Source organism: Vibrio nigripulchritudo (assembly GCF_027924785.1).
In the GTDB taxonomy this organism is placed as follows: domain Bacteria; phylum Pseudomonadota; class Gammaproteobacteria; order Enterobacterales; family Vibrionaceae; genus Vibrio; species Vibrio nigripulchritudo.
The window spans coordinates 1,070,883-1,092,844 of record NZ_AP027049.1; the positions used below are offsets into that span (position 1 = coordinate 1,070,883).

Annotated in this window: 20 protein-coding genes and 1 tRNA gene; 13 read left to right on the top strand and 8 right to left on the bottom strand. The window is 45.5% G+C overall.

Annotated features, from left to right (window positions below; all coding sequences use genetic code 11):
* Window positions 1–90 precede the first annotated feature (90 nt).
* Window positions 91–1,314, top strand: a complete 1,224-nt coding sequence (locus QMG91_RS05145) for an EAL domain-containing response regulator (protein ID WP_004403440.1) — start codon at window positions 91–93, stop codon at window positions 1,312–1,314.
* An 87-nt stretch (window positions 1,315–1,401) separates the two neighbouring features.
* Here QMG91_RS05145 and minE read toward each other — a convergent pair whose 3' ends face one another.
* From minE to minC, 3 genes are read right to left on the bottom strand one after another with little or no spacing between them, the layout of a single operon-like run.
* Window positions 1,402–1,665, bottom strand: coding sequence for a cell division topological specificity factor MinE (gene minE / locus QMG91_RS05150; protein WP_004403443.1), 264 nt, complete (start codon window positions 1,663–1,665; stop codon window positions 1,402–1,404).
* A gap of 2 nt (window positions 1,666–1,667) precedes the next feature.
* Window positions 1,668–2,480 carry a septum site-determining protein MinD gene (gene minD, locus QMG91_RS05155; protein WP_004403445.1) on the bottom strand — a complete coding sequence of 271 codons (813 nt, stop codon included), beginning with the start codon at window positions 2,478–2,480 and terminating at the stop codon, window positions 1,668–1,670.
* 13 nt (window positions 2,481–2,493) lie between these two features.
* Window positions 2,494–3,153: a septum site-determining protein MinC gene (gene minC, locus QMG91_RS05160; RefSeq protein WP_281829267.1), complete on the bottom strand. Its 660-nt coding sequence runs from the start codon at window positions 3,151–3,153 to the stop codon at window positions 2,494–2,496.
* 177 nt (window positions 3,154–3,330) lie between these two features.
* Between minC and QMG91_RS05165 the strand changes: the two genes are divergently transcribed.
* Window positions 3,331–3,606, top strand: coding sequence for a YcgL domain-containing protein (locus QMG91_RS05165; RefSeq protein WP_004403448.1), 276 nt, complete (start codon window positions 3,331–3,333; stop codon window positions 3,604–3,606).
* A 26-nt stretch (window positions 3,607–3,632) separates the two neighbouring features.
* Window positions 3,633–4,604: a lytic murein transglycosylase gene (locus QMG91_RS05170; RefSeq protein WP_281829269.1), complete on the top strand. Its 972-nt coding sequence runs from the start codon at window positions 3,633–3,635 to the stop codon at window positions 4,602–4,604.
* Window positions 4,605–4,697: 93 nt separating this feature from the next.
* Here QMG91_RS05170 and QMG91_RS05175 read toward each other — a convergent pair whose 3' ends face one another.
* Both QMG91_RS05175 and folD read right to left on the bottom strand, forming a co-directional pair.
* Window positions 4,698–5,903 (bottom strand): hypothetical protein, encoded by a 1,206-nt coding sequence (locus QMG91_RS05175; protein WP_281829271.1) that lies wholly within the window; start codon window positions 5,901–5,903, stop codon window positions 4,698–4,700.
* Between the two features lie 208 nt (window positions 5,904–6,111).
* On the bottom strand, window positions 6,112–6,966 hold the full coding sequence (gene folD / locus QMG91_RS05180) for a bifunctional methylenetetrahydrofolate dehydrogenase/methenyltetrahydrofolate cyclohydrolase FolD (protein WP_004403453.1): 855 nt from the start codon (window positions 6,964–6,966) through the stop codon (window positions 6,112–6,114).
* A 200-nt stretch (window positions 6,967–7,166) separates the two neighbouring features.
* Between folD and QMG91_RS05185 the strand changes: the two genes are divergently transcribed.
* Both QMG91_RS05185 and QMG91_RS05190 read left to right on the top strand, forming a co-directional pair.
* Window positions 7,167–7,243: transfer RNA gene (locus QMG91_RS05185), tRNA-Arg, on the top strand.
* Window positions 7,244–7,400: 157 nt separating this feature from the next.
* The gene (locus QMG91_RS05190) at window positions 7,401–7,889 is read left to right on the top strand and encodes a DUF2867 domain-containing protein (RefSeq protein ID WP_281829273.1); all 489 of its coding nucleotides are present in this window, start codon (window positions 7,401–7,403) and stop codon (window positions 7,887–7,889) included.
* Between the two features lie 22 nt (window positions 7,890–7,911).
* Here the strand turns inward: QMG91_RS05190 and QMG91_RS05195 are convergent, their stop codons facing one another.
* The 3 genes from QMG91_RS05195 to QMG91_RS05205 form a co-directional block, all read right to left on the bottom strand.
* Window positions 7,912–10,401 (bottom strand): hybrid sensor histidine kinase/response regulator, encoded by a 2,490-nt coding sequence (locus tag QMG91_RS05195; protein ID WP_281829274.1) that lies wholly within the window; start codon window positions 10,399–10,401, stop codon window positions 7,912–7,914.
* A gap of 165 nt (window positions 10,402–10,566) precedes the next feature.
* A complete protein-coding gene (locus QMG91_RS05200; protein WP_022590020.1) occupies window positions 10,567–12,288 on the bottom strand; it encodes a methyl-accepting chemotaxis protein in 1,722 nt (573 codons plus the stop codon).
* A 181-nt stretch (window positions 12,289–12,469) separates the two neighbouring features.
* On the bottom strand, window positions 12,470–13,606 hold the full coding sequence (locus QMG91_RS05205) for a GGDEF domain-containing protein (protein ID WP_004403461.1): 1,137 nt from the start codon (window positions 13,604–13,606) through the stop codon (window positions 12,470–12,472).
* 640 nt (window positions 13,607–14,246) lie between these two features.
* Between QMG91_RS05205 and QMG91_RS05210 the strand changes: the two genes are divergently transcribed.
* The 8 genes from QMG91_RS05210 (at window position 14,247) to QMG91_RS05245 (ending at window position 21,941) form a co-directional block, all read left to right on the top strand.
* The gene (locus QMG91_RS05210) at window positions 14,247–14,975 is read left to right on the top strand and encodes a response regulator (protein WP_004403472.1); all 729 of its coding nucleotides are present in this window, start codon (window positions 14,247–14,249) and stop codon (window positions 14,973–14,975) included.
* 3 nt (window positions 14,976–14,978) lie between these two features.
* On the top strand, window positions 14,979–16,415 hold the full coding sequence (locus tag QMG91_RS05215; protein WP_004403474.1) for an ATP-binding protein: 1,437 nt from the start codon (window positions 14,979–14,981) through the stop codon (window positions 16,413–16,415).
* Window positions 16,416–16,570: 155 nt separating this feature from the next.
* On the top strand, window positions 16,571–17,818 hold the full coding sequence (locus QMG91_RS05220; protein ID WP_022551248.1) for an ABC transporter substrate-binding protein: 1,248 nt from the start codon (window positions 16,571–16,573) through the stop codon (window positions 17,816–17,818).
* A 169-nt stretch (window positions 17,819–17,987) separates the two neighbouring features.
* Window positions 17,988–18,911 (top strand): carbohydrate ABC transporter permease, encoded by a 924-nt coding sequence (locus tag QMG91_RS05225; protein WP_004403479.1) that lies wholly within the window; start codon window positions 17,988–17,990, stop codon window positions 18,909–18,911.
* Window positions 18,908–19,795, top strand: coding sequence for a carbohydrate ABC transporter permease (locus QMG91_RS05230; RefSeq protein WP_200766869.1), 888 nt, complete (start codon window positions 18,908–18,910; stop codon window positions 19,793–19,795). Before QMG91_RS05225 ends, QMG91_RS05230 begins: the two co-directional genes overlap by 4 nt.
* A gap of 4 nt (window positions 19,796–19,799) precedes the next feature.
* Complete coding sequence (locus tag QMG91_RS05235; protein ID WP_281829282.1) at window positions 19,800–20,909, top strand: ABC transporter ATP-binding protein; 1,110 nt, start codon at window positions 19,800–19,802, stop codon at window positions 20,907–20,909.
* Between the two features lie 186 nt (window positions 20,910–21,095).
* Window positions 21,096–21,521 carry a hypothetical protein gene (locus QMG91_RS05240; RefSeq protein ID WP_281829284.1) on the top strand — a complete coding sequence of 142 codons (426 nt, stop codon included), beginning with the start codon at window positions 21,096–21,098 and terminating at the stop codon, window positions 21,519–21,521.
* Window positions 21,522–21,941, top strand: coding sequence for a hypothetical protein (locus tag QMG91_RS05245; RefSeq protein WP_281870184.1), 420 nt, complete (start codon window positions 21,522–21,524; stop codon window positions 21,939–21,941).
* The last annotated feature ends 21 nt before the right edge of the window (window positions 21,942–21,962 follow it).

Consider the following 21,962-nt stretch of genomic DNA (forward strand, 5'->3'; position numbering starts at 1 on the left):
ATGTAAGTTTTTGTAACATAATTTGTATGATAAAGTAAGTTAAATATCAATATAGAGTTAAAGGACATTTCCGGAGGCGGGTAAGTAGTAATGACTGAGCAACCCTTTGAGCATCTTCACGTTCTGGTGATCGACGACGATCCATTCATTTTGAATATGCTCGAAAGAGCCCTCGCTGCGATGGGCATTGTACAAGTTACGCTGACCACCAATTCTGTAGAAGGTGCAGAGGCGATTGCGTGCCAGTTAAACCCAGTGAACGTGGTGATCTCTGATCTCAATATGCCTTCGTTAGATGGGGTAGAGCTGATTCGTCATATGGAAGCACTGAACCATAGTGCTTCTTTGATTCTTATCAGTGGTGAAGACGACCGTATTTTGCAAACGGCGGTCAAGATTGCTCAGGAACGCGGAATTCCGGTCTTAGGTGCGCTTTCTAAACCGATCAATACCGAAGAGCTGAGAAAAATGTTCAGTTCATCTGGCTTGATTGGCAACGGAGAAGGGTATCGAGTCAACCTGACCGCGATTGGAGCAGAACTAAGACAAGCCATTGTAAAAGGTCACATCGTGCCTTATTACCAGCCTCAGCTTTGCATTCAAACGCGAAAGGTTGTGGGTGTAGAAGCATTGGCTCGCTGGCACCACCCAGAAAGAGGCACTATCCCGCCAAACGTGTTTATCCCCATCGCAGAAAAGCTTGGGTTGATTAATCATCTGACTGAAATGATTTTCAAACAGGGAATTTCAGATCTTGCCCGATGGAAAAAGAGGGGCTGGGATTTGATGCTGTCTGTGAATTTCTCTCACTACTGTTTATCCAATCTAGAGATCCCTAGACAGGTAAAAGAACTGGTCACTGAACACAATGTTCCGGCACATCATGTCGTCATCGAGATTACGGAATCTTTGTTAAGCAAAGATGCCACGACCAGTCTGGATATTCTGACGCGTTTTCGTCTCAAGGGGTTTGGTCTTTCGATAGACGATTTCGGGACGGGCTTTTCCACTATGGAACAGCTGCAACGCGTGCCATTCACAGAGCTAAAATTAGATCGCTCCTTTGTTCATGGCGCTGAAAGCAGCAAGGTAAGTAAGGCCATTATTGAAACCAGTCTCTCATTGGCGAAGAAGTTAGAAATCTCGACCGTGGCTGAAGGAGTAGAGACCTTTCAGGAGCTGGAGTTCGTAATGAGCAATGGCTGTGATCTGGTTCAGGGCTACTATGTTTCACCACCTCTGAAAGGTGAAGAATTCGAAACCTGGCTAGAAGACAACGAAAGCTTTGAACATCTTTTCGTTAAGCCAAGCTAGCGTTTGAATGAGTTGAATTTGATAAGAAAACAGCGGCAAATGCCGCTGTTTTTTTGTAAAACATTATTGTCAACAGACCCTAGTAGACTACTTATCTTCGTCTGGCAGCTTAACGTTAAGCTCCAGTACCGACAGGTCATCGTCATTTTGCTCCAGAGAAACATTGACCATTTCTGGATCGATATCGACGTATTTACTGATGACCTTCAAAATATCTTCTTTCAATTGTGGAAGATAGGTCGGCGCAGCGGAACCTTCTTTACGACGTTCCGCCACAATGATTTGCAAGCGTTCTTTCGCGACGTTAGCGGATGTTTTCTTTTGTGGTCGGAAAAACTCCAGTAAAGACATAATTAGCCCCCGAATAGTCGTTTAAAGATGCCTTTTTTCTGCTCAGTCAGGAAACGAAATTCTTTTTCGTTACCCAGTAAGCGTTCTACAGCATCATCGTAAGCAAGCCCTGCGTCCGACTCTTCATCAAAAATCACTGGCACACCTTTATTCGATGCGTTTAGTACTGCCTGGCTTTCTGGAATCACACCTAACAATGAAATGTGCAGAATTTCTTCTACATCTTCCACACTCAGCATTTCACCCTGTGTAACACGTGCCGGGTTGTAGCGAGTCAGTAGCAGGTGCTGTTTTACTGGCTCCAAGCCTTCTTCTGCACGGCGGCTCTTCGAATCCAGAATGCCCAGGATTCTGTCGGAGTCACGAACCGATGAAACTTCAGGGTTAGTGGTCACAATGGCTTCATCTGCAAAGTATAGTGCCATCAATGCACCTTGCTCGATGCCTGCTGGCGAGTCACAGATGATGAAGTCGAAACCCATCTCATCCATTTCATTCAATACACGCTGTACGCCATCACGAGTCAGTGCATCTTTATCACGGGTTTGCGAAGCCGGAAGAATGAATAGGTTTTCTGTACGTTTGTCTTTGATCAGCGCTTGGTTCAGCGTGGCTTCGCCATTAATCACGTTAACAAAATCGTAGACGACGCGGCGCTCACAACCCATGATTAAATCGAGGTTACGCAAACCAATATCAAAATCGATTACCGCGGTTTTTTTGCCTTTTAGCGCGAGCCCGGAAGCAATCGCTGCACTTGAGGTGGTTTTACCTACGCCACCTTTACCTGATGTAACAACAATGATGCGTGCCATCAAATTATCCTTTTTAAATCGTGAGGGTATCGATTGTCAGTTGGTCTTCATGCATGGTTAACATGATCTTTTTCTGCCAATACGCACTGTCAATTTGGTCGCTAAGCCAATAGTTTCCAGCGATGGAAATCAGCTCTGCCTGTAAATCGTGACAAATGATCTTCGCTTCTTTCTGTCCGCTTGCTCCGGCAATCGCACGCCCACGCAATGTGCCATGAATGTGAATACTGCCGTCTGCAATCACTTCTGCCCCTGCACTTACATGGTTCAGAATCACCAAGTCGCCGTCTTTGGCGTAAACCTGTTGTCCTGAACGAATAGGGGTTCGAATGACTTTTGTGGGTGCCATCTGAGCGGGAGCTGTGGTTGTCTTGCTTGAAGACATTACGGCGAAGCCTGCTTCCTTTGCCAAAGATTGCGAACGTTTGTCTTTGCAGCCCGTTACACCAACCGGGATCATTCCCGTCGACATAACGCCCGATTTCAAATGTTGGAAATCAATATCACCAGACATTTGTTCAACGTTAAGCACTACCGGTGCATGTTGAAAAAAAGCAGGGGCTTGTTCGACTTTGTCGTGCAGGAAGCGCACACTTTCACTTACATCTGTACCAGAAAGGTGAAGAACAGATAAGGTAAAACTGCTGCCTTTGAGATCTGTGTTTGTTGTCATGGTTAAATTTCAAACAATTTGGGTTATGGTCGGACCCTAAAATGCTAGCATGTTATATTTCTACACATTCCTCATCAAGCAACTTATTGTCAAATAGACGCTTTACGTTCAAAATCTCTCAAACTTTACGAAAACTTCACTTTTTAGCGAAGAAAAATACGCAAAAATAGGTCCCATATGTTGTGTTCTATCTACAAAAGCCCTAAAAAAGAAGGGGCATACCTGTACGTTCCAAAAAAGGACGACTTTTCTGAAGTGCCTCAGCCGCTGAAGGATATGTTTGGTAAACCCATCTTTGTGATGGTGATTAAGCTAGATGGTCGCCAACTGGCTCAGGTGGATATTGAGAAAGTGAAAGAATCTTTGGAAAGCGAAGGCTTTTTCCTTCAACTGCCACCACCGCCAGAAAATCTATTAGAAAAATACAAAGAGCAAAAGGCCAAGCAAAAATAAGACATTGGCCGCTCAGGGAGAAAGGCTTGAAAAAATTACTCGTAGCGCTTTTGGGTTTAGGGCTTAGCCAGGCGGCATTCGCCCAAACCGCCAGTTTTGAAGATTACATCGAAGGGCTGAAAAGCGAAGCCTTGGAAAAAGGGATTTCCCAGGCAACCATTGATAGTGCATTTAAAAACGTCAGCTATAAGCCGCGCGCGGTGAAAGCAGACAGGAATCAGCCAGAAAAAAGACTGACTCTGGATGAGTACATTCCACGTGCAGTCCCAAACTGGAAGGTAAAGCAAGCCAAGGCACTTTATAACAAGCACTACACTGAGCTGAAACGCATCGGTGATGAATACGGTGTGCAGCCAAGGTTTATTGTTGCCCTATGGGGGGTGGAAAGTAACTTTGGCAAGCTGACAGGCGGTTATGGGGTTATCGATGCATTGAGCACGCTGGCTTATGACGGTCGCCGCGAAGCATTTTTTCGTAAAGAGACCATGGCAGCTTTAACCATTCTTGATGAAGGGCACATTCAGGCGCACAAGATGAAAGGTTCATGGGCAGGGGCGATGGGGCAGTGTCAGTTTATGCCTAGCTCGTTCATTGCTTATGCCGCCGACGGCAACAATGATGGCAAGAAAGACATCTGGAACACCAAGTCTGATGTTTTTGCCTCTACGGCGAACTATTTAAGTCAGTCTGGGTGGGACGATAAGTACACCTGGGGTCGCCAGGTTACTGTGCCAGCCGGATTTGATATGAAGCTAGAGGGGCGTCAGAAAGACAAAGCCAAAACTCTGGCTGAATGGCGCAAACTAGGGCTGACACGCATCAACGGGAAGCCGTTGCCTCAGCCAAAAGAGGACATTGATGCGTGGCTAATCATGCCAGACGACGAAGATGGACGTGCCTACCTTATCTACAACAACTATCAAGTGTTGATGAAGTGGAATCGCTCATACTACTTCGGTATTGCGGTGAGTCACTTAGCAGATAAGATTGTTTATTGATTTGCAGTTCTGCATTAACAATAAAGGCTGAACCCCTCCATAGAGTTCAGCCTTTTTATTTTTTAGCTTTCTAGTTCTTTAGTTTAGATATGGCTACTGAGGCTGACCTTTCAGCCTTCTTATGAAAGATTTCGCAACCGCTTTTCTTTTACTTCCTTCAGGGAAAACTCTTTGAGCGAGGGTTTTATCTGTGCGTTTTAGAATGGCGGGAATTTCGGAAACCCAAGACTGGTTGATGTCATTTTTCTTTGCGTGCTCTAAAACTTGTTTCCATTCTTCTTTTACAGCATCGTTTTTCAGAACGATCCCACGCAGCGCTTTGTGAATATCGGAGCCCGGCAGGCTTTTAGGAATGCCATTGCCTGTCGCTAAAAAGTTGAGCTTGGTTCTCAAACACTTTTCACAAACACCACAATTTCGGTCTTTAAGATCGCCTTGCCAACATACTCGTAAGTTGTCGATTCCTTTCTGCCAATTTGCTATTTCATCCACTTTTTCTGTTCTGCTGTGGCTGGCTCCATCATGAATAACTGCGAAACTACTGGAACTTAGCAAGTGGTCAGTAATTGGAGACGATCCCCAAGGAATGACTAAGCTGTCGTAGGGTTCGCTGCTGCCAACAATGCATATGTCAGCTTCTCTTTTCATGTTACTGAGTGTAGCGACAAGAGCTGTAGAAAATGCATGTTCCCAGTTCACTTTTGACCAGAGTCGATAGTTAGTCTTGATGGCGACCAGAGGAATATCGACATCGCTCAACGTAGACTCAGAGCGCTTGAATGCGTTTTCAAATGCTTCGTTATCATTCAGAGGGATATCGAAACCATGCACCAAGGCAGATAGCCTGATGTTTTGAGAGCGGTAACCCGCAAGTTTTTTATGATGACGCCAAACGGAAAAGGTCGCGTCGACACCACCAGAAAACGCACAGATAGCTTGGTTACGTGGCAGTACCGGATCGCTATTGACCACATCAACTTTAATATCAACGATGTGGTAAAGCTCTGGCAGCCACTTGTTCCAGGCTGACTGAAATTCCTCAATGTTTCCAAGTAAGGTGCGCGAAACCTCACCCTTTACGTGAACTTCCCGCTGCTCCTGCATTGCATCCATAATGACAGCTAGAACATAGGAGTCACAATCGGAGTCATCGAGTTGGTTCACTTTATTTTCGATTTCAAACCACAGCTCATCAGAACTCTCAAGCTTATGGTCTGTGTACCTTTCTACAGTACATCGCCTGATGTACGTAGCATCACGCAATTCGGGTTTCTGCGGTAAAATAACAAAAGATTTCAAAATGCATCCTGCATATTTTATTTTCTAATTCTTTCGATATTTTGAGGAAAAGTTGTGCAAAAGCAAGCTTTGGAAAGTGTGAAAAAAATACCAGAGAAAATGAGGTTATTAGTAACAAGGTATGTGGGTAGGAGAGGGGATTTCTGCTTAAAAAATAATGCTCTACCCCTAAAGGGGTAGAGCATTATTGCAATATTCAGATGAGTGATTAGCTGTTGTATTGCTCGCAGGCAAGCATCGTATTTTCAATCAGACTTGCAACGGTCATAGGACCTACACCACCTGGTACCGGAGTGATAAAGCTTGCGTTTTCTTTTGCTACGTCGTATTCCACGTCACCGACCAGCTTTCCGGAATCAAGACGGTTAATACCGACATCAACCACAATTGCACCTTTCTTAATCCATGCGCCTGGAACGAAGTTAGGCTTACCAACCGCTACGACAACCACATCCGCCTGGCGTACGTGGCTTTCTAAATCTTTCGTAAAGCGGTGACAAGTTGTTGTCGTGCAACCTGCCAGCAGCAATTCAAGTGTCATCGGGCGCCCAACAATGTTGGAAGCACCAACAACAACAGCATGTTTACCACGAAGCTCAATGTTGTAGCGTTCAAGCAGGGTGATGATGCCTTTTGGCGTACATGAGCGCAGTTTAGGAATACGCTGACTCAGACGACCAACGTTGTAAGGGTGGAAACCATCAACGTCTTTTTCAGGCGTGATGCGTTCTAAAACTTTAGTGCTGTCGATACCTGCTGGCAGCGGTAGCTGAACCAGAATACCGTCAATTTCACCGTCTTTGTTGAGCTCGTCGACCAAAGCCAGCAATTCTTCTTCTGTTGTATTTGCTGGTAGATCGAAAGACTTAGAAACGAAACCTACTTCTTCACACGCTTTGCGCTTACTGCCTACATAGACTTGAGAAGCTGGATCTTCACCAACCAGAACCACAGCAAGACCTGGCGCGCGTAGCCCTGCATCAGTACGTGCTTTTACACGCGCTGCAACTTCTGATCGAACAGTTTGAGAAATGAGTTTGCCATCAATATTTTGAGCAGACATGTTATTCCTTGAGTTTTGGGGGCTGAATTTTTGGCGTATTGTCGCAAAAAAATATGACAATATCCATTAAGCAAACGATTGCTAAAGGAGGTTTCGGTGTCTTTTTCCCCATTCCGACTTTTTTTTGGTCATTCGAATCATAATGTTAGATAAATTCGTTGACCTTAACCAAGCATCTCGTATAATCCTGTCCCTGTAGCGCGCCCTTAGCTCAGTTGGATAGAGCACGTGCCTTCTAAGCATGTGGTCGCAGGTTCGAATCCTGCAGGGCGTGCCATTTATTCAAACAAAACCCCGATAACTCAATGAGTTGCCGGGGTTTTGTCGTTTAATACTGCCTTGTTTATTCCTCTTTCCTCTGCATGACTTTTCTAACAACACATTAAGGCTTGTTGGAGTAGGCTAATTCGAAACATTGAGTCTTGGAGAAGTTTATGACATTCCAATCAGATGCCCGTATTCATCAGTTTACTTCTGAGTCCTACTTTCGCGATACGTTCACTACGTTGATTGAGAACCGTGGAGAGTCTGCCATGGAGGTGTATTTAAGATTGGTGAGTACCACTCCTTCATGGGTCAACCAATTGATGGACGCTCGAAATCGAATTGTGGGTCTGTTTGGATTAAAGAACTTGGGAAGACTGACCGATGTATTGCCGAACAAGACCGCGAGTGAATATCAGGCAGGCGACATGGTCGGAATATTCTCTCTTCATAGCATTTCGGATCGTGAAGTGATCATGGAAGATGACGATAAACACCTGAATGTGAAAGTGTCACTGTTTTTAGAAGACAAAGGTGGGTACACCAAGGTATATGCTACAACCACAGTACACGTGTACAACATGCTGGGACGCGCTTACATGTTCTTTGTCACGCCGGCGCATAAGGTGATTGTTCCGGCGTCTTTGAAAAACTTATAGTTTCGAAATTCAGCGGAGTCGGCTACGACTCCGTGCTTTCCTGTACACCCTCGACGTATTTCTCCATCTTGGCGATGAACACAGCTTTGGTGAAAGGTTTAGGTAAGTAGTCGTCCATACCCACATCAAAACATTTTTGAATATCGTCTTCCAGCACACTTGCAGTAAGCGCAATGATTGGAATTGGGGATAGCTGATTACTGTTTTCGTAAGCCCGAATTTCAGCCGTTGCCTCAAAACCATCTTTGACAGGCATCATGCAGTCCATTAGCACAGCGGCATAGCCTTTAGGGTCTGCCTGATACGCGTCTACCGCTTCCTGTCCATTGTTGGCAATGAACACTCTAAGCCCCATTCTTTCCAAATTAATCTCGGCGACCTTCTGGTTTACGGCATTGTCTTCAACCAACAGAATCTGGCTGGTGGCAGAGCTGCGTGACTCGTTGAAATCGGGTTCATTGGTGGCATCGGGTACGTGCTGAGTCTGGCTTTCTTTTAATACCGTAAGCAATCGCAAACCAAATAAAGGAGCGGTCAGATAACCATCCACCAAATGTTCAAAGTTCAAATGTTCCTGATGATTGTCGCGTACCACAACAAGCGGCAAATCTGAGTGGGAAAGCCTCAGTTGAGACAAGGTCGCGCTGGTCTCTTCTGATGTCGTCTGAGCACATACGGCAACGCAATTATGAGGCACTTCCTGATCGCTGTTGTCCATATCGTAAGGCAGATAATTGACGGAGAAATGATCCAGTTCATCGCAGATAGGTGAGTCAGAAGCAATATTGACGAGCAACACCGACGGAAGATTCCCAATTGGAACCTGATGCCCTTGTTCAATGGGGCAGGTAATCTCAAATTTAAATTCACTGCCTTTTCCTTTGGCAGAAATCAGCTCCAGTTTTCCTCCCATCAGTTCGACTATTTTGTCACTAATGGCAAGACCGAGCCCGGTGCCTCCGAATTCCTTGGAGGTGTCACTGTGCTCTTGCTCAAATGCCTGGAAAATCTTCTGTTGCTTGGCAACATCGATGCCGATTCCGGTATCGATCACCCGGAAAAGCAAGCTGATTGAATCTGGCTCAAAAGTTCGGCTTGATAGAATTAAGGAAACCGACCCTTCTTTGGTGAATTTAATGGCGTTGGACGCCAGATTCATCATGACCTGACGCAGCTTGTGTTCATCGACTTTTACGTGTTCTGGAATTGCGGTTGAGACGTCTACGTTTAACTGAATGCCAGACTGATGCGCTTTAGGTGCAATAAGTGCAGCGGTGTCATAAATCACTTCTCTTACATTAGAGGTATGAGGGGAGATTTGCAGCTTGCCGGACTCGATTTTCGATAAATCCAGCACATCGTTAATCAGCATTAACAGGGTTTGAGAAGAGGAATCTATGGTTTTCAGATAATCCTTCTGCATGGCTGATAAACGTGTGCCTTTTAAGATTTCTGCCATGCCAATAATGCCATTCAGCGGCGTACGGATTTCATGAGACATATTGGCGAGGAAGGAACTCTTGGCCCGGTTGGCCTTTTCGGCGTCGCGCACCGAGACTTTCAGTTTCTTCTCAATTTTCGTGGCATTCATTACCAATATCAAAAGTGAAAATGCTGTCGCGACCAACATGATAACGAACAAGATTAACTGGTAAGTACTGATGGTATCTTCAGACTTTAAAAGAACGGTATCGATATGCTTGCTCAGTTTCAAAAAATTGGCTTCGATCTGATGGGCGGTTTCGCGCAATGCTCCATGCTGCCCCAGAGTCTCACTTAAACCAAGCACTCGAAGGCTGAAAAGTAAGTCATGTACTTGCTCCGAAGATTGATCCAGTAGCACCATGGCATATGTGTCTTTGTCAGGGTTTAAGCCCGATTTCAGTGCGACCAAATTATCTATGATGCTTTTCTTCTCGGAAATATCTTTGCGATACAAACTTTTCAGAAGTTTGTTTTCTACCTCCAGCAAGAAGGTCTGATTTGCTCCCATCTCCAGAACCAGATGTTCGGTTTCAGCAATCACTCGCTCAACAGTTTGAGAGTCGTTAGGCAGTTCCTGACGCAGTTTAGCGAGGTTGAGCAACAACTTATCGAGTATGCCGTCAGAAGGGGAATAAATGTGTAAGAAGGTAACAGCGAGAGCATCAAAACGATCCTGATACTGAGTGACCGAACTGAGTGTGTTTTTTAGATCGTCGCGGACATTAATTTTCCCCTGATTACTGAGCAGATAGATGGTATTCAGGGTTTGCGACAGCACCACAATTTCGTCGTCAAAACGTTTGACGTATTTTTCGTCCTTTCTGGCAAGGAAGTCCTTTTCGTGACGCCGTAATTGCAGCAGCGAGGTATGCGCTTTAGCCAGATTATGGCGGATCGTATTCAGATTGCTTTGTTGCGCACTAAAGTATCCATTAGCAAACACCCACAATAGGAAGAGGGCGAATATGGTTACGATAGATAGGGCAATCTGACCTTTGATGGTTTTTGAAAATGCTTTAACGATCATTGGCATACCGAATGTGAACAGTCATCATCTAAACGTAGAAAGAGATAGAGTGTTTTTAAAGCAAAGCAAAGCACTAAATGGTTGAACTGTGACCTTTATGTGACAAAAAAAGGGTGCCATAACAAATGACACCCTAATGATACGTTTATGTGATAACTATGACGCTTACATATTAGCGAGTTCTTTAGCACTCTGATCCAGATTGGAAGCTGACACTTCTACCTGTTCAATTGAGCGCGCGACCTGATTAGTCAGCTCGTTTATCTGAGACAGGCTTTCGTTGATCATATTAGACACCTTGGATTGCTCGTCGGTAGACTGAGCGATTTCAGAGTTGAGGCTGAAAATAGTGCCCGTGGTGTCTTTGATTTTAACGAAGACTTCACCAATCTTATCGATGCTCTCATGAGCCGTGGACATTAGCCCAGCTGCCTGATTGATGGTACCACCCATGGAATTGGTTTTTTCTTGCAGGCTGGCAATAATCTCTTCGATTTCGTTGGTTGAATCCTGTGTACGTTGAGCCAGAGAGCGAACTTCATCTGCTACCACCGCAAAGCCTCGACCCTGCTCACCGGCACGTGCTGCCTCGATAGCGGCATTCAGTGCCAGCAAGTTAGTTTGTTCTGCAATCGACTTGATTACGTCCAGCACGCCAGATACCTGAGCACTTTCAGAAATCAACCCTTCCATCGCTTGCTGGGTGTTGCCGAACTCGCTTTGCAGCGTGGTCATGGACTCCACTGCCAGTTGCATGGACGATTGTCCTTCACTTACGTTGCGGTCATTTTGTGAGGCTTCATTCTCGGCATTTACTGTGACGTCTGTAACTCGTGTCAGGGCTGTAGCCATCTCTTCTACCGCAACCAGTACAGAATTGGTTTCCTGTGTCAGTGTGTCTGAAGTCATACGACTTTCAGATACCACTCCATGCGTTTGAGATGCCAGATCCTGAACGTGTGCCGAGACACGGTTCGAGGTTTCTTTAGTCGTGTGCAGAGATTCCAGCAAGCTGTTAATCTGCTGAGCGATTTCCCCGATTTCACCATTGCCCACATTGTCAATTCGAAGCCCGAGGTTGCCACTGCTCTCAATGTTTTTAAGCTGGACACTCAAGTTGGTCACTGGCTTGGTCACGACTCTGTTTACCATGACAAAACCGATGACAGCCGCGATGAGTAATAAGGCCATCAGAGCTAAGGTGATTATTACCGCTTTCTCAAGAGAAGAAAAGTCTCGCTCCAGATAACTGAAGGTTCGGTTCTCAAGCTCAGAGAAGAAACCATCGATCGGTTTCATGATTTTGGCTTTTTCAACGTGGTAGGTTTTACTGTGAAGCAGTTCCGCCGCCATCGCAGTATCCGGCTCTTTGCGTAAGGTATATTGACCAGAATTCGGATCCTGGAAAATACCCTTAACCGCGTTCATAGCTTTCACTTCCAGATTCACCAGAGCATCTGAGTTACCTTGTGCTTCTTTTAGTAACGCGAACTCTTTGTCTGAGAAGCCTAAGTCCTTCATTCGTTGCTGAATTGAAATGGTCTGACCGTCCGGCTTTGGTTTTTCGCCGTAGTTAATCACCAGATCCCAGTATATTTGGTGATACTTTTGCGGCAGTGGTTTTTCACCATTACGAATCGCCAGTATGTCCATATACATACTTTCGTAATCGTCATTACCTGTCAGTGCGTAGGTTCTTGCTAAACGGGTCAGGTCATCGGAGCTCTGTCTTAGCTCATCAGCAACCTGATACGAGGCGTAGCGTGTTTCCGAAGTCTGCTTTAGTTTGTCTGCAGAGCTTAGAATTGTGAACCCTAACACTATGGTGATGCCCGCAATGATAGACATAGCACCGAAGACATAAGCCATTATTGCTCTGGTTTTCATAGTTATTTCCTTGGACTGTCACGACTAGAAAAAGTGTAGTCCAAGATTTTGGAAAGCGTTACATAGAGGAAAAAATTGTGAGCCCGGCTCAGTCACTCTGGTGCACAGACGCTCAGACGCATAGCTGCTTTGGCGTGGATAGTTATTGTGGTGTGAATAGCTATTATGGTGAGTATAGCTATTATGGCGTGTATTGAGGGCTAAAGGTCTGGTTGTCTTCTTCGTTGTCGGCTGGTGCAATGACGACCTGATTTCTGCCGAGCTGTTTGGCTTTGTAAAGTGCCTGATCTGCGCGTTTCAGCGCGTCGGCAACCGTTTCGGAATCACGAAACTGAGAAACACCCAAGCTGATGGTGATTTCTAATGACTGACTACTGCAGTAGAGCACGGCAACCCGAATGCGTTCGGCAATGTCTCCCGCTTCATGCAACCCGACAGGGAGAGAGAGCAGAAACTCTTCGCCACCATATCGACCAACTGAAGAACCTTCTGGTAAAAAGTCCGCTTCCAGCGTTCGGGCAAGTTCGGACAGCACCGCGTCACCCATTAGGTGACCATAGGAGTCATTGAGCTTTTTGAAGTGGTCTACGTCGCAGAGAATTAAACTTGCCTGTTTGGCGTTGTCTTTGATTTGGCGTGCTTTGTCCAGAATAACGCGGTGGTTGTATAGGTTGGTCAAACTGTCTCGCTCGGCCAAATGTTTCAGTTTTTCTGCGTAGCTTTGGGCTCTCATCGCTTCCATTCGATAGCGATAAACGTGTCCAGACATCATAACCATTAGCATTATCATGACGGCAAAATAAGAAAACTGATGATCAAGGAAACGAGCGTAATCTGAGGTGTAATGCGTCACCAAGTCAGGGTAATAGGTTTCCACACTAAACAGAATAGATGGCAGGCAGATCGCGAAGGTAATGAAAGGCCATTTCAGCATCGCCATTTCTCGCAACACACTTTGGGTGTACAGCGCCGTTACCAGACAATACAAGGCAGTCGGACCGTATGATCCTGAATTCGAAAACCAGGTCATGGGGATCACAAACACCATCAGGCAAGTGGCAAATAAAACGGCAACAGGTCGATAGCGATCTTTAAAGCGAGAGTAATACCACATCACCCCCATTAAAGCGGCAACGACATAGAGAATAATAGAAAAGTGAATGGGTGTAATTTCAGCGACGGTATTAAAAACGCCTACAATGACCATGAAAATAGAAACAAGCAGCAGGAAAACGTGATGTACTCTATTGAATACATCTTCGCTGTCGCCAGATATCCAACGCATTACTTGCTTTAATTTTTCAAGTGCTTTGTTCAAATGGACTGTTTTCCTGAATTAATCTAGACGCATAATATGAGAACAATTTACGAGTGTTTCTCTACTGAAATTTGTCGTTGAAATGATAAGCGTTGAAATCAAAATGTGCTCAGATTCTAACAAATAATTTATAAACACCTCAATGTATTGAGTGTTTTATCGCAGAATCTATTAAACATAAGCCATATAAATGAGATCTGTGTCATACAAAATTATTTTCATTCGATTAGAATTATAAATTGCTAATAAACTCTTTGAATATTCGGAAATTAGTTAACACAGATATTTAAAACATTCTTTCAATTTGAAAAGATTTGACTAAACAAATGAGCGCGTTTGTTTAAGTGAATATTGAATTTGAGCCAGAAATAAAATAAGCGCATTTCCCTTCTTTATATTTAATATTGGTTTTTACCTTATAATTTAGATGAATGTGCTTTGGTATTTCTGGTTGAAAACTATTCAATATCAATCGGTTATTCGGAAGAATTATTGCGAGCATGAGTTCATATAAAAATTATATGTGCTGATAACAGGCTCAAACTTTATTGATAAAGTTGCCAAACAAAAAATCAGACAGGCTAGAATAAAATTACTGAAATGAATGAGCTATGCTCAAAACAAGCAAAAGGCAACAGGTATGCAGGCAAAAACTCACATTCTGGTAGTGGATGACGACAGCGAAATCCGAGAATTGCTGGAAGAGTACTTGTCTAAAGCTGGGTTTGACGTCTCTAGTGTGGAAGATGGAATCGCCCTACATGAATTTATTTCTGAGCAAGGTTACCCGGATTTAATTCTGCTGGATGTAATGTTACCCGGTGACGATGGATTTACGCTGTGTCAGAAAGTGCGTAAGCATTCCAACGTTCCTATCATTATGCTTACTGCGGTTTCTGACGAAACGGATCAGATCATTGGTCTGGAAATCGGAGCCGATGACTATATTGCCAAGCCCTTCAGCCCACGCCAATTGATGGCTCGCATCAAAGCCCTGTTGAGAAGAATGCACACCCTGGAGGATGAAGCCAATGCCACGCCGTCGCTCTCAAGAAGCATAGTGTTTGGTGACTGGCGGCTGGATACGCTCTCTCATCGGGCTACGCATCTGGAATCCGAAGAGGTAATTGAATTTTCCGGCAGTGATTTTGCTCTGTTGATGCTGTTCCTTTCTCACCCTAATGAAATTCTGGATCGTGATACGATTTCTATTGCCACAAGGGGCAGGGAAGCGCTGCCTTTTGAAAGAGGTATCGACGTGCAGTTGAGTCGGCTTCGCCAGCGCTTGGGTGATAAAGGCAACAAGTACATCAAAACCATGCGCGGTAATGGTTATATGTTTACCGCGTCTGTTACCTATGAGCGCTGATAGATGCGATTCCGCTGGCCCAACTCACTTGTCGCGCGCACGCTGCTTCTGACTTTACTTGCCGTGGTGGTAGCGCAAGGGATAGCGACATCCATCTGGTATTCACAGTCTAAACAAAGGGAATATGAAGGCATTCGTTCGGCGTCAGAAAGTATGGCGAACATGTTTGCTTCAACTGTCACCTTTTTTCAGTCGCTTCCCAGAGAATACCGCCATATTGTGCTCGACCAGATACGGAATATGGGCGGAACGCGCTTTTTCGTCTCTTTTAACGAAGAACGGTTAGATATAGACCCTGTCCCTGATTCCAAGCTAAAACGCATATCCATGGATGCGGTTGAACAGGTGCTGAGCACCAAGCTTAGAAAGGTCAAGCAAACCAATGTTGAGTTCTCGCGTCCCGATACCTTGCGAATACTGAAGAACGACATCTATTTGAGTGATTTACCTCGCTCGTGGGCACATCACACCCTAACGTTAGAACCTTTAAACCCGCCGATTCTGGTGGTGCAGATTGAGCTGGATACCAATCAATGGCTGTACATAGCGGCACTACTTCCGGCACCTTACATCAGCTTGGATGACACCATTCTTGGCAGTGACCAGGTACTGTTTTTAGTATTCTCGACAACCTTGTTGCTGCTTCTCACTTATTTGATGGTTAAGCGTCAGGTTCGCCCTTTAAGAAGACTGGCGAAAGCAGCCAACGACATGAGTATCGACGTTGAACAGTCGCCTCTGGCAGAAGAAGGAGCGGAAGAACTGATCACCGCAACTCGGGCGTTCAACCGGATGCAGTCTCGCATTAACCGGTATATTACCGACAGAGAGCACCTCTTTTCTGCCATTTCGCACGATCTTAAAACCCCGATTACCCGTTTGCGCATTCGAGCCGAGTTACTCGAAAGCGACCAAAAGCGTTTTAAGTTCAACAGAGATTTAGACGAACTTGAAATGATGGTGAAAGGGGCATTGCAGTGTGTGCGAGAAACCGACCTGCACGAAAACAACGCGCATGTTGATTTGGGGGAAATGCTGGAATCCATTGCAGAAAGTCATAATCAGGAAACCACCAAAGTCTTTTTGCCTGAAGACTCGATTCCTCCAATTTGGGCGAAGCCCCTTGCCATGAAAAGAGTGCTGACTAATTTGATCGACAACGGCGTGAAATACGGTCACCGGGTTCATGTCTACGTTTACGACAATGAAGAAAGGCTGGAGCTGATCATTCTGGACGAAGGGAAAGGCATTCCCGAGAGCAAATTAGACATGGTGTTTGAGCCTTATTACCGACTCGCCAACGACAAAGACGGGCATGGTCTGGGGCTTGGGATCAGCCGAAATATCCTTCATGCACATGGTGGAGATCTCATTATTTACAATTCTCTCAAGGGCGGCTTAGAAGCAAAAGTCCTTATCCCACATGACCCTGAGCTGTAATGTAACATACTCGTTACATTAGGCTTACCCTTTGTTTCAATCTTCCGTTTTTTCCATGTTTAGACTGAAGGCAAATGAGGAAATGCTTGTTTGTATCCGTTTCCCCGTTTTTGCCTAATCCAAGACCGCAAGGTCAAATAACATGGACGATAACAATGAAAATGAATAAAACTCTGATAACCCTATCATTGCTGGCTGCTACTTCTTATGCACAAGCTGGCGAAGTTGAAGTACTTCATTGGTGGACATCTGGTGGTGAAGCGAAATCCGCAGCCGTACTGAAAAGCAAAGTAGAGCAGCAAGGTCACTCTTGGAAAGACTTTGCTGTAGCTGGTGGTGGTGGTGAAAGTGCGATGACCGTACTGAAAACCCGCGCTGTTTCAGGTAACCCACCTTCGGCAGCCCAGATCAAAGGACACGACATACAGGAATGGGGTGACCTCGGTTTCCTAACCAGCCTTGATGACGTAGCAAAAGCGGAAAAATGGGAAACTAATCTTCCTAGCGTTGTGACCAAAGTGATGAAGCACGAAGGCAGCTTTGTGGCAGTTCCTGTTAACGTACACCGCGTTAACTGGCTTTGGGCAAACCCAGAAGTATTGAAAGCCGCAGGCGTTTCAGTACCGAAAACACTGGATGAATTCTTTGCAGCGGCTGAGAAAATCAAAGCGGCGGGCTACATTCCTCTAGCGCACGGTGGTCAGCCATGGCAAGACGCAACAGTATTTGAAGCGGTAGCACTGGATGTGTTGGGCAGTGCCGACTACAACAAAGCGTTTGTTGATTTGGATATGGACGTACTTCAAGGACCTAAGATGGTCGAAGTGTTCGAGAAATTCCACAAGATCCGCGATTACATCGACAGCAACTCTCCAGGTCGTGACTGGAACGTCGCTACCTCTATGGTCATCAATGGTGATGCCGCCATGCAAATCATGGGTGACTGGGCGAAAGGTGAATTTGCTGCTGCGGGTAAAATGCCGGGCAAAGACTACATCTGCGCACCTGCACCGGGTACGGATGGTCAGTTTACCTTCAACATCGATAGCTTTGCTTTCTTCAAGCTGAAAAATGCAGAAAACGAAAAAGCACAAAAAGCGCTGGCGAAAACTATCCTGACCAAAGACTTCCAAGAAGTATTTAACCTGAACAAAGGCTCGATCCCAGTTCGCTTAGACATGGACATGACGAAGTTTGATTCTTGTGCTCTGGATTCTATGGCGACCTTCAAGACCAGTGCTGAGAGCGGCGATCTTGTGCCAAGTATGGCGCATGGTCTGTCGACGACCAGCTACGTTCAAGGTGCGATTTACGATGTGGTGACCAACTACTTCAATGACCCGTCTGCCAATGCAGAAGAGACGGTGAAGAAGTTAGCCAAAGCAGTGAAAGCTGCCATTTAAGACTCGATTCGAAGCCAGCAGTTTTTCCAAGTTTGCTTGTATAGCGGTCTGCTGGCTTTGATATCGACATTCCTAAAGAACACCCCCTGAAGGAAGGGCAATAATGCCCACTCTTCCTCTAGTACCGCCGCTTGCGGCGGTCGTGAGGGTCCCCTAACAAGGATAAGTTATGGAGCATGTTTTGACAGTGCCTAAGACTAAGTCGGCACCTAAGCGAAGCTTTGCCGACAAACTACAAAACTGGCTGCCAAAAATTGTTATGGCTCCGACTATGCTCGTCACTGTGGTGTGCATATACGGTTACATTTTTTGGACAGCAGCCTTATCGCTGACCAACTCCCGCTTTCTACCCAGCTTCAAATTTGTGGGTTTTGCTCAATACGAAAAACTGATGGACAACGATCGTTGGATCACTTCGATCACCAATCTCGGTCTCTTCGGTTTACTCTTTATGTTGATTGCCATTGTGCTTGGTGTCGGTTTGGCTGTCTTGCTTGACCAGAACATTCGCCAGGAAGGAGCAATCCGCACTATTTACCTTTACCCAATGGCGCTCTCGTTCATCGTAACGGGTACCGCGTGGAAGTGGATTCTAAACCCAGGTCTGGGCATCGAAAAACTGGTGCACGACTGGGGATTCACCGACTTCAAATTCGACTGGTTGGTTAATTCAGACTTCTCTGTCTACACGCTGGTTATTGCCGCCGTATGGCAGTCATCAGGGTTTGTAATGGCGATGTTCCTTGCGGGGCTTCGTGGTATCGATTCTTCCATTATTAAAGCCGCGCAAATTGATGGGGCAAGCTTGCCAAGTATTTATCTGAAAATCATTCTGCCTTGCTTGAGACCCGTCTTTTTCAGCGCAGTGATCATCACATCGCACATCGCGATCAAGAGTTTCGATTTGGTCACCGCATTAACTGCGGGTGGACCGGGTTATTCATCCGACTTGCCGGCGCTATTCATGTACGCACATTCCTTTACCCGAGGTCAGATCGGTTTAGGTGCTGCCAGTGCCATGATGATGCTGGGCGGTATTCTGGCCATTCTTGTGCCTTACCTTTACTCTGAATTAAGGGAGAAAAAGTCATGAGTAAGCCGTTTAACTCTCGCCCTTTTAACTCTCGCTCTATTAATTTTGGTCGAGCGTTGATTTATTCCGCACTGATTTTCTTCTGCCTTGTTTATCTGATGCCGCTGTTTGTAATGGTGATTACTTCATTCAAAACACTGCCAGACATCAAAGCGGGCAACATCATGTCGTTGCCAAAAGAATGGGTGTTTGACGCATGGGGCAAAGCCTGGTCTTCCGCCTGTACTGGCGTGGCATGTGAAGGGGTAAAAGGTTATTTCTGGAACTCATTCCAGATGGTGATCCCTGCCGTCGCCATTTCGACCTTATTAGGTGCGTTCAATGGTTACGTAGTCAGCAAGTGGCAATTCCGAGGTTCTAACCTGTTTTTCAGCCTGTTGCTGTTTGGGTGCTTCATTCCGTTTCAGGTGATTCTACTGCCGATGGCTGCCACGCTCGGTAAGCTTGGGCTGGCAAACACCACCACGGGCTTAGTGATTGTTCACGTAATTTACGGTTTGGCATTTACCACCTTGTTCTTCCGTAATTTTTACATTGGTGTCCCCGATGAGCTGGTGAAAGCTGCGAAGCTGGATGGCGCTGGGTTCTTTACCATTTTCTTTAAAATTCTACTGCCGTTATCACTGCCCATCATCATGGTTACCGTTATCTGGCAGTTCACCGCAATTTGGAACGATTTTCTGTTTGGCGTGGTGTATTCCGGTTCAGAAACGCAGCCCATTACCGTGGCTCTGAACAACTTAGTGAACACCAGTACAGGTGTGAAGGAATACAACGTAGACATGGCCGCAGCCATCATCGCTGCTCTGCCAACCTTGATTGTGTATGTATTAGCAGGCAAGTACTTCGTGCGTGGTCTCACCGCCGGATCAGTAAAAGGATAAACTTATGGCAACACTACAACTGAATAAGATCCGCAAAACCTATCGCAATGCGGACCAGGAAACCCTGAAAGGGATTAACATCAGCATCGATTCTGGCGAGTTTCTGATTCTCGTCGGACCGTCTGGATGTGGCAAGTCTACATTGATGAATACCATTGCGGGGCTGGAGGACATTACCTCGGGTGAGATTGTGATTGACGGCATAGACGTCGCACAAGTCGAGCCAAAAGATCGCGACATCGCGATGGTGTTCCAGTCTTACGCGCTGTACCCAAATATGACGGTGCGAGGCAACATCGCCTTTGGGCTGAAAATCCGCAAAATGCCGACGGATCAGATTGAAGCCGAGGTTCAGCGAGTGGCAGAAATGCTGCAAATTGACCATCTATTGGATCGCAAACCGTCGCAACTCTCCGGGGGACAGCGTCAACGTGTCGCCATGGGTCGCGCTCTGGCTCGTAAACCTAAGCTCTATTTGTTTGATGAGCCACTGTCGAACCTTGATGCCAAGTTGCGTGTTGAGATGCGCACTCAAATTAAACGTCTGCATCAGCAATTGAATACCACCATTGTTTACGTGACGCACGATCAGATTGAGGCCATGACACTGGCGGATCGCATCGCGGTGATGAAAGACGGTGAACTTCAGCAACTGGGTACGCCAAAAGAAATCTACAACAAGCCAAACAATATGTTTGTGGCAGGTTTCATGGGTTCGCCTTCAATGAATTTCATTCGTGGCAAAGTGGACCTGAACAGCAACGACCAACCAGTGGCAAAAGTGAAAGATGGAGAAGGGCACGAACATGCGATCCGTTTGCCAGAATCGCTTCGTCCGCGAGACGGGCAAGATGTAGTGATTGGTCTGCGTCCTGAAAACATCACTGAGCAAGTGGATGACGACAGTCACGCCACCAAGCTGCCACTGAAAATTGAAGTGCTTGAACCAACCGGACCAGACACGATTGCGATGGTGAAAGTGAATGAGCAGGAAGTCGCGTGTCGATTGTCTCCAGAGTTCGATGTGAATGTCGGAGAAGTGACGGAATTGTACTTTGATTTGTCGAAAGCGGTGTTCTTTGATGCGAACACAGAAATTCGTATTGAACATTAGGGTCTGGAGAGAAAACTGACAAGGGTTTGAAGTTCGGGAGTTTGAACTTCATGGATCTGTGACAATGCAAAAGATAGAGGGATCTTTTGTTGTCAATTTGCGCCCCATTGTGGGCGCTTTTTTTGTATACAACTCATCTAACTAGATATAGTTTGATGAGTTGTATACTCATTGTGATCCGGTTCTATGGTAATTCGCTGGCTGATTTTTGTATTTATTGTTCTGATTGCGCTCTTGTATCTTTCAGGTGTTTTTTATTTCTGGGAACCTGATGATATTAAAAAGGGTTCGCCTGCCTATTATTTAAAGTTGCCAAAAGAGGTTCGGGAGTTCGATTACTACCAATTAATTGACGATGTGACTTTTTCCTATCGAGTTGCAGACGGTGTCAAACCAACCATCATCACAGCCAAATTTATGCAAAGTACTCCCTTTTATTCTTTCAGGCATCAGTTGGTGAAAGCTGGTTTTCAGTGCGAAGGTATTGCTGAGAGCCCCAGTATTCGATGTGCAGGAAAGTACGTTGATGGAAGGGTTTCATTCATTATCAGACGTCTTGAGAATGAAGCGTCAGAAGTGGAAGCGACCTTTGTTGGTGTCGGAGACAGCTAAATGCAAACAATTAAAAAATCAGGAAAGAGCCGGTTACTCTATCTAATTGGCGCATGTTGCCTTGCGTATCTGCTTTGGTCTCTGTTTTACATTAATCACTTGTCAAAACAAGTTGAGACTGAAAAATCCAGAGTGATGAGTGTGGCGAGAAATCTGGAACTGTGGAAACAGATTACGATCAAGAATGATGGTCATCTGGACCAGAATACACTTATGCAGGAAAACCAAGATATACATATCGAGCTTGTTGAAAATGCCTATGTAGAAGAAGGGCATAAATTCTACATGATGTACTATTCAGAACCTGCGAAAGAACAGGACTTTAAGCGTTATTTCTCTGAACTGGTTCTTGATGACTACTTTTACATCGTGACGGGTTCTGATGGAAAGATTAAAGAATTTTTCTGGGATAAACCTTAGTTTCTGGGATAAACCCTAGGG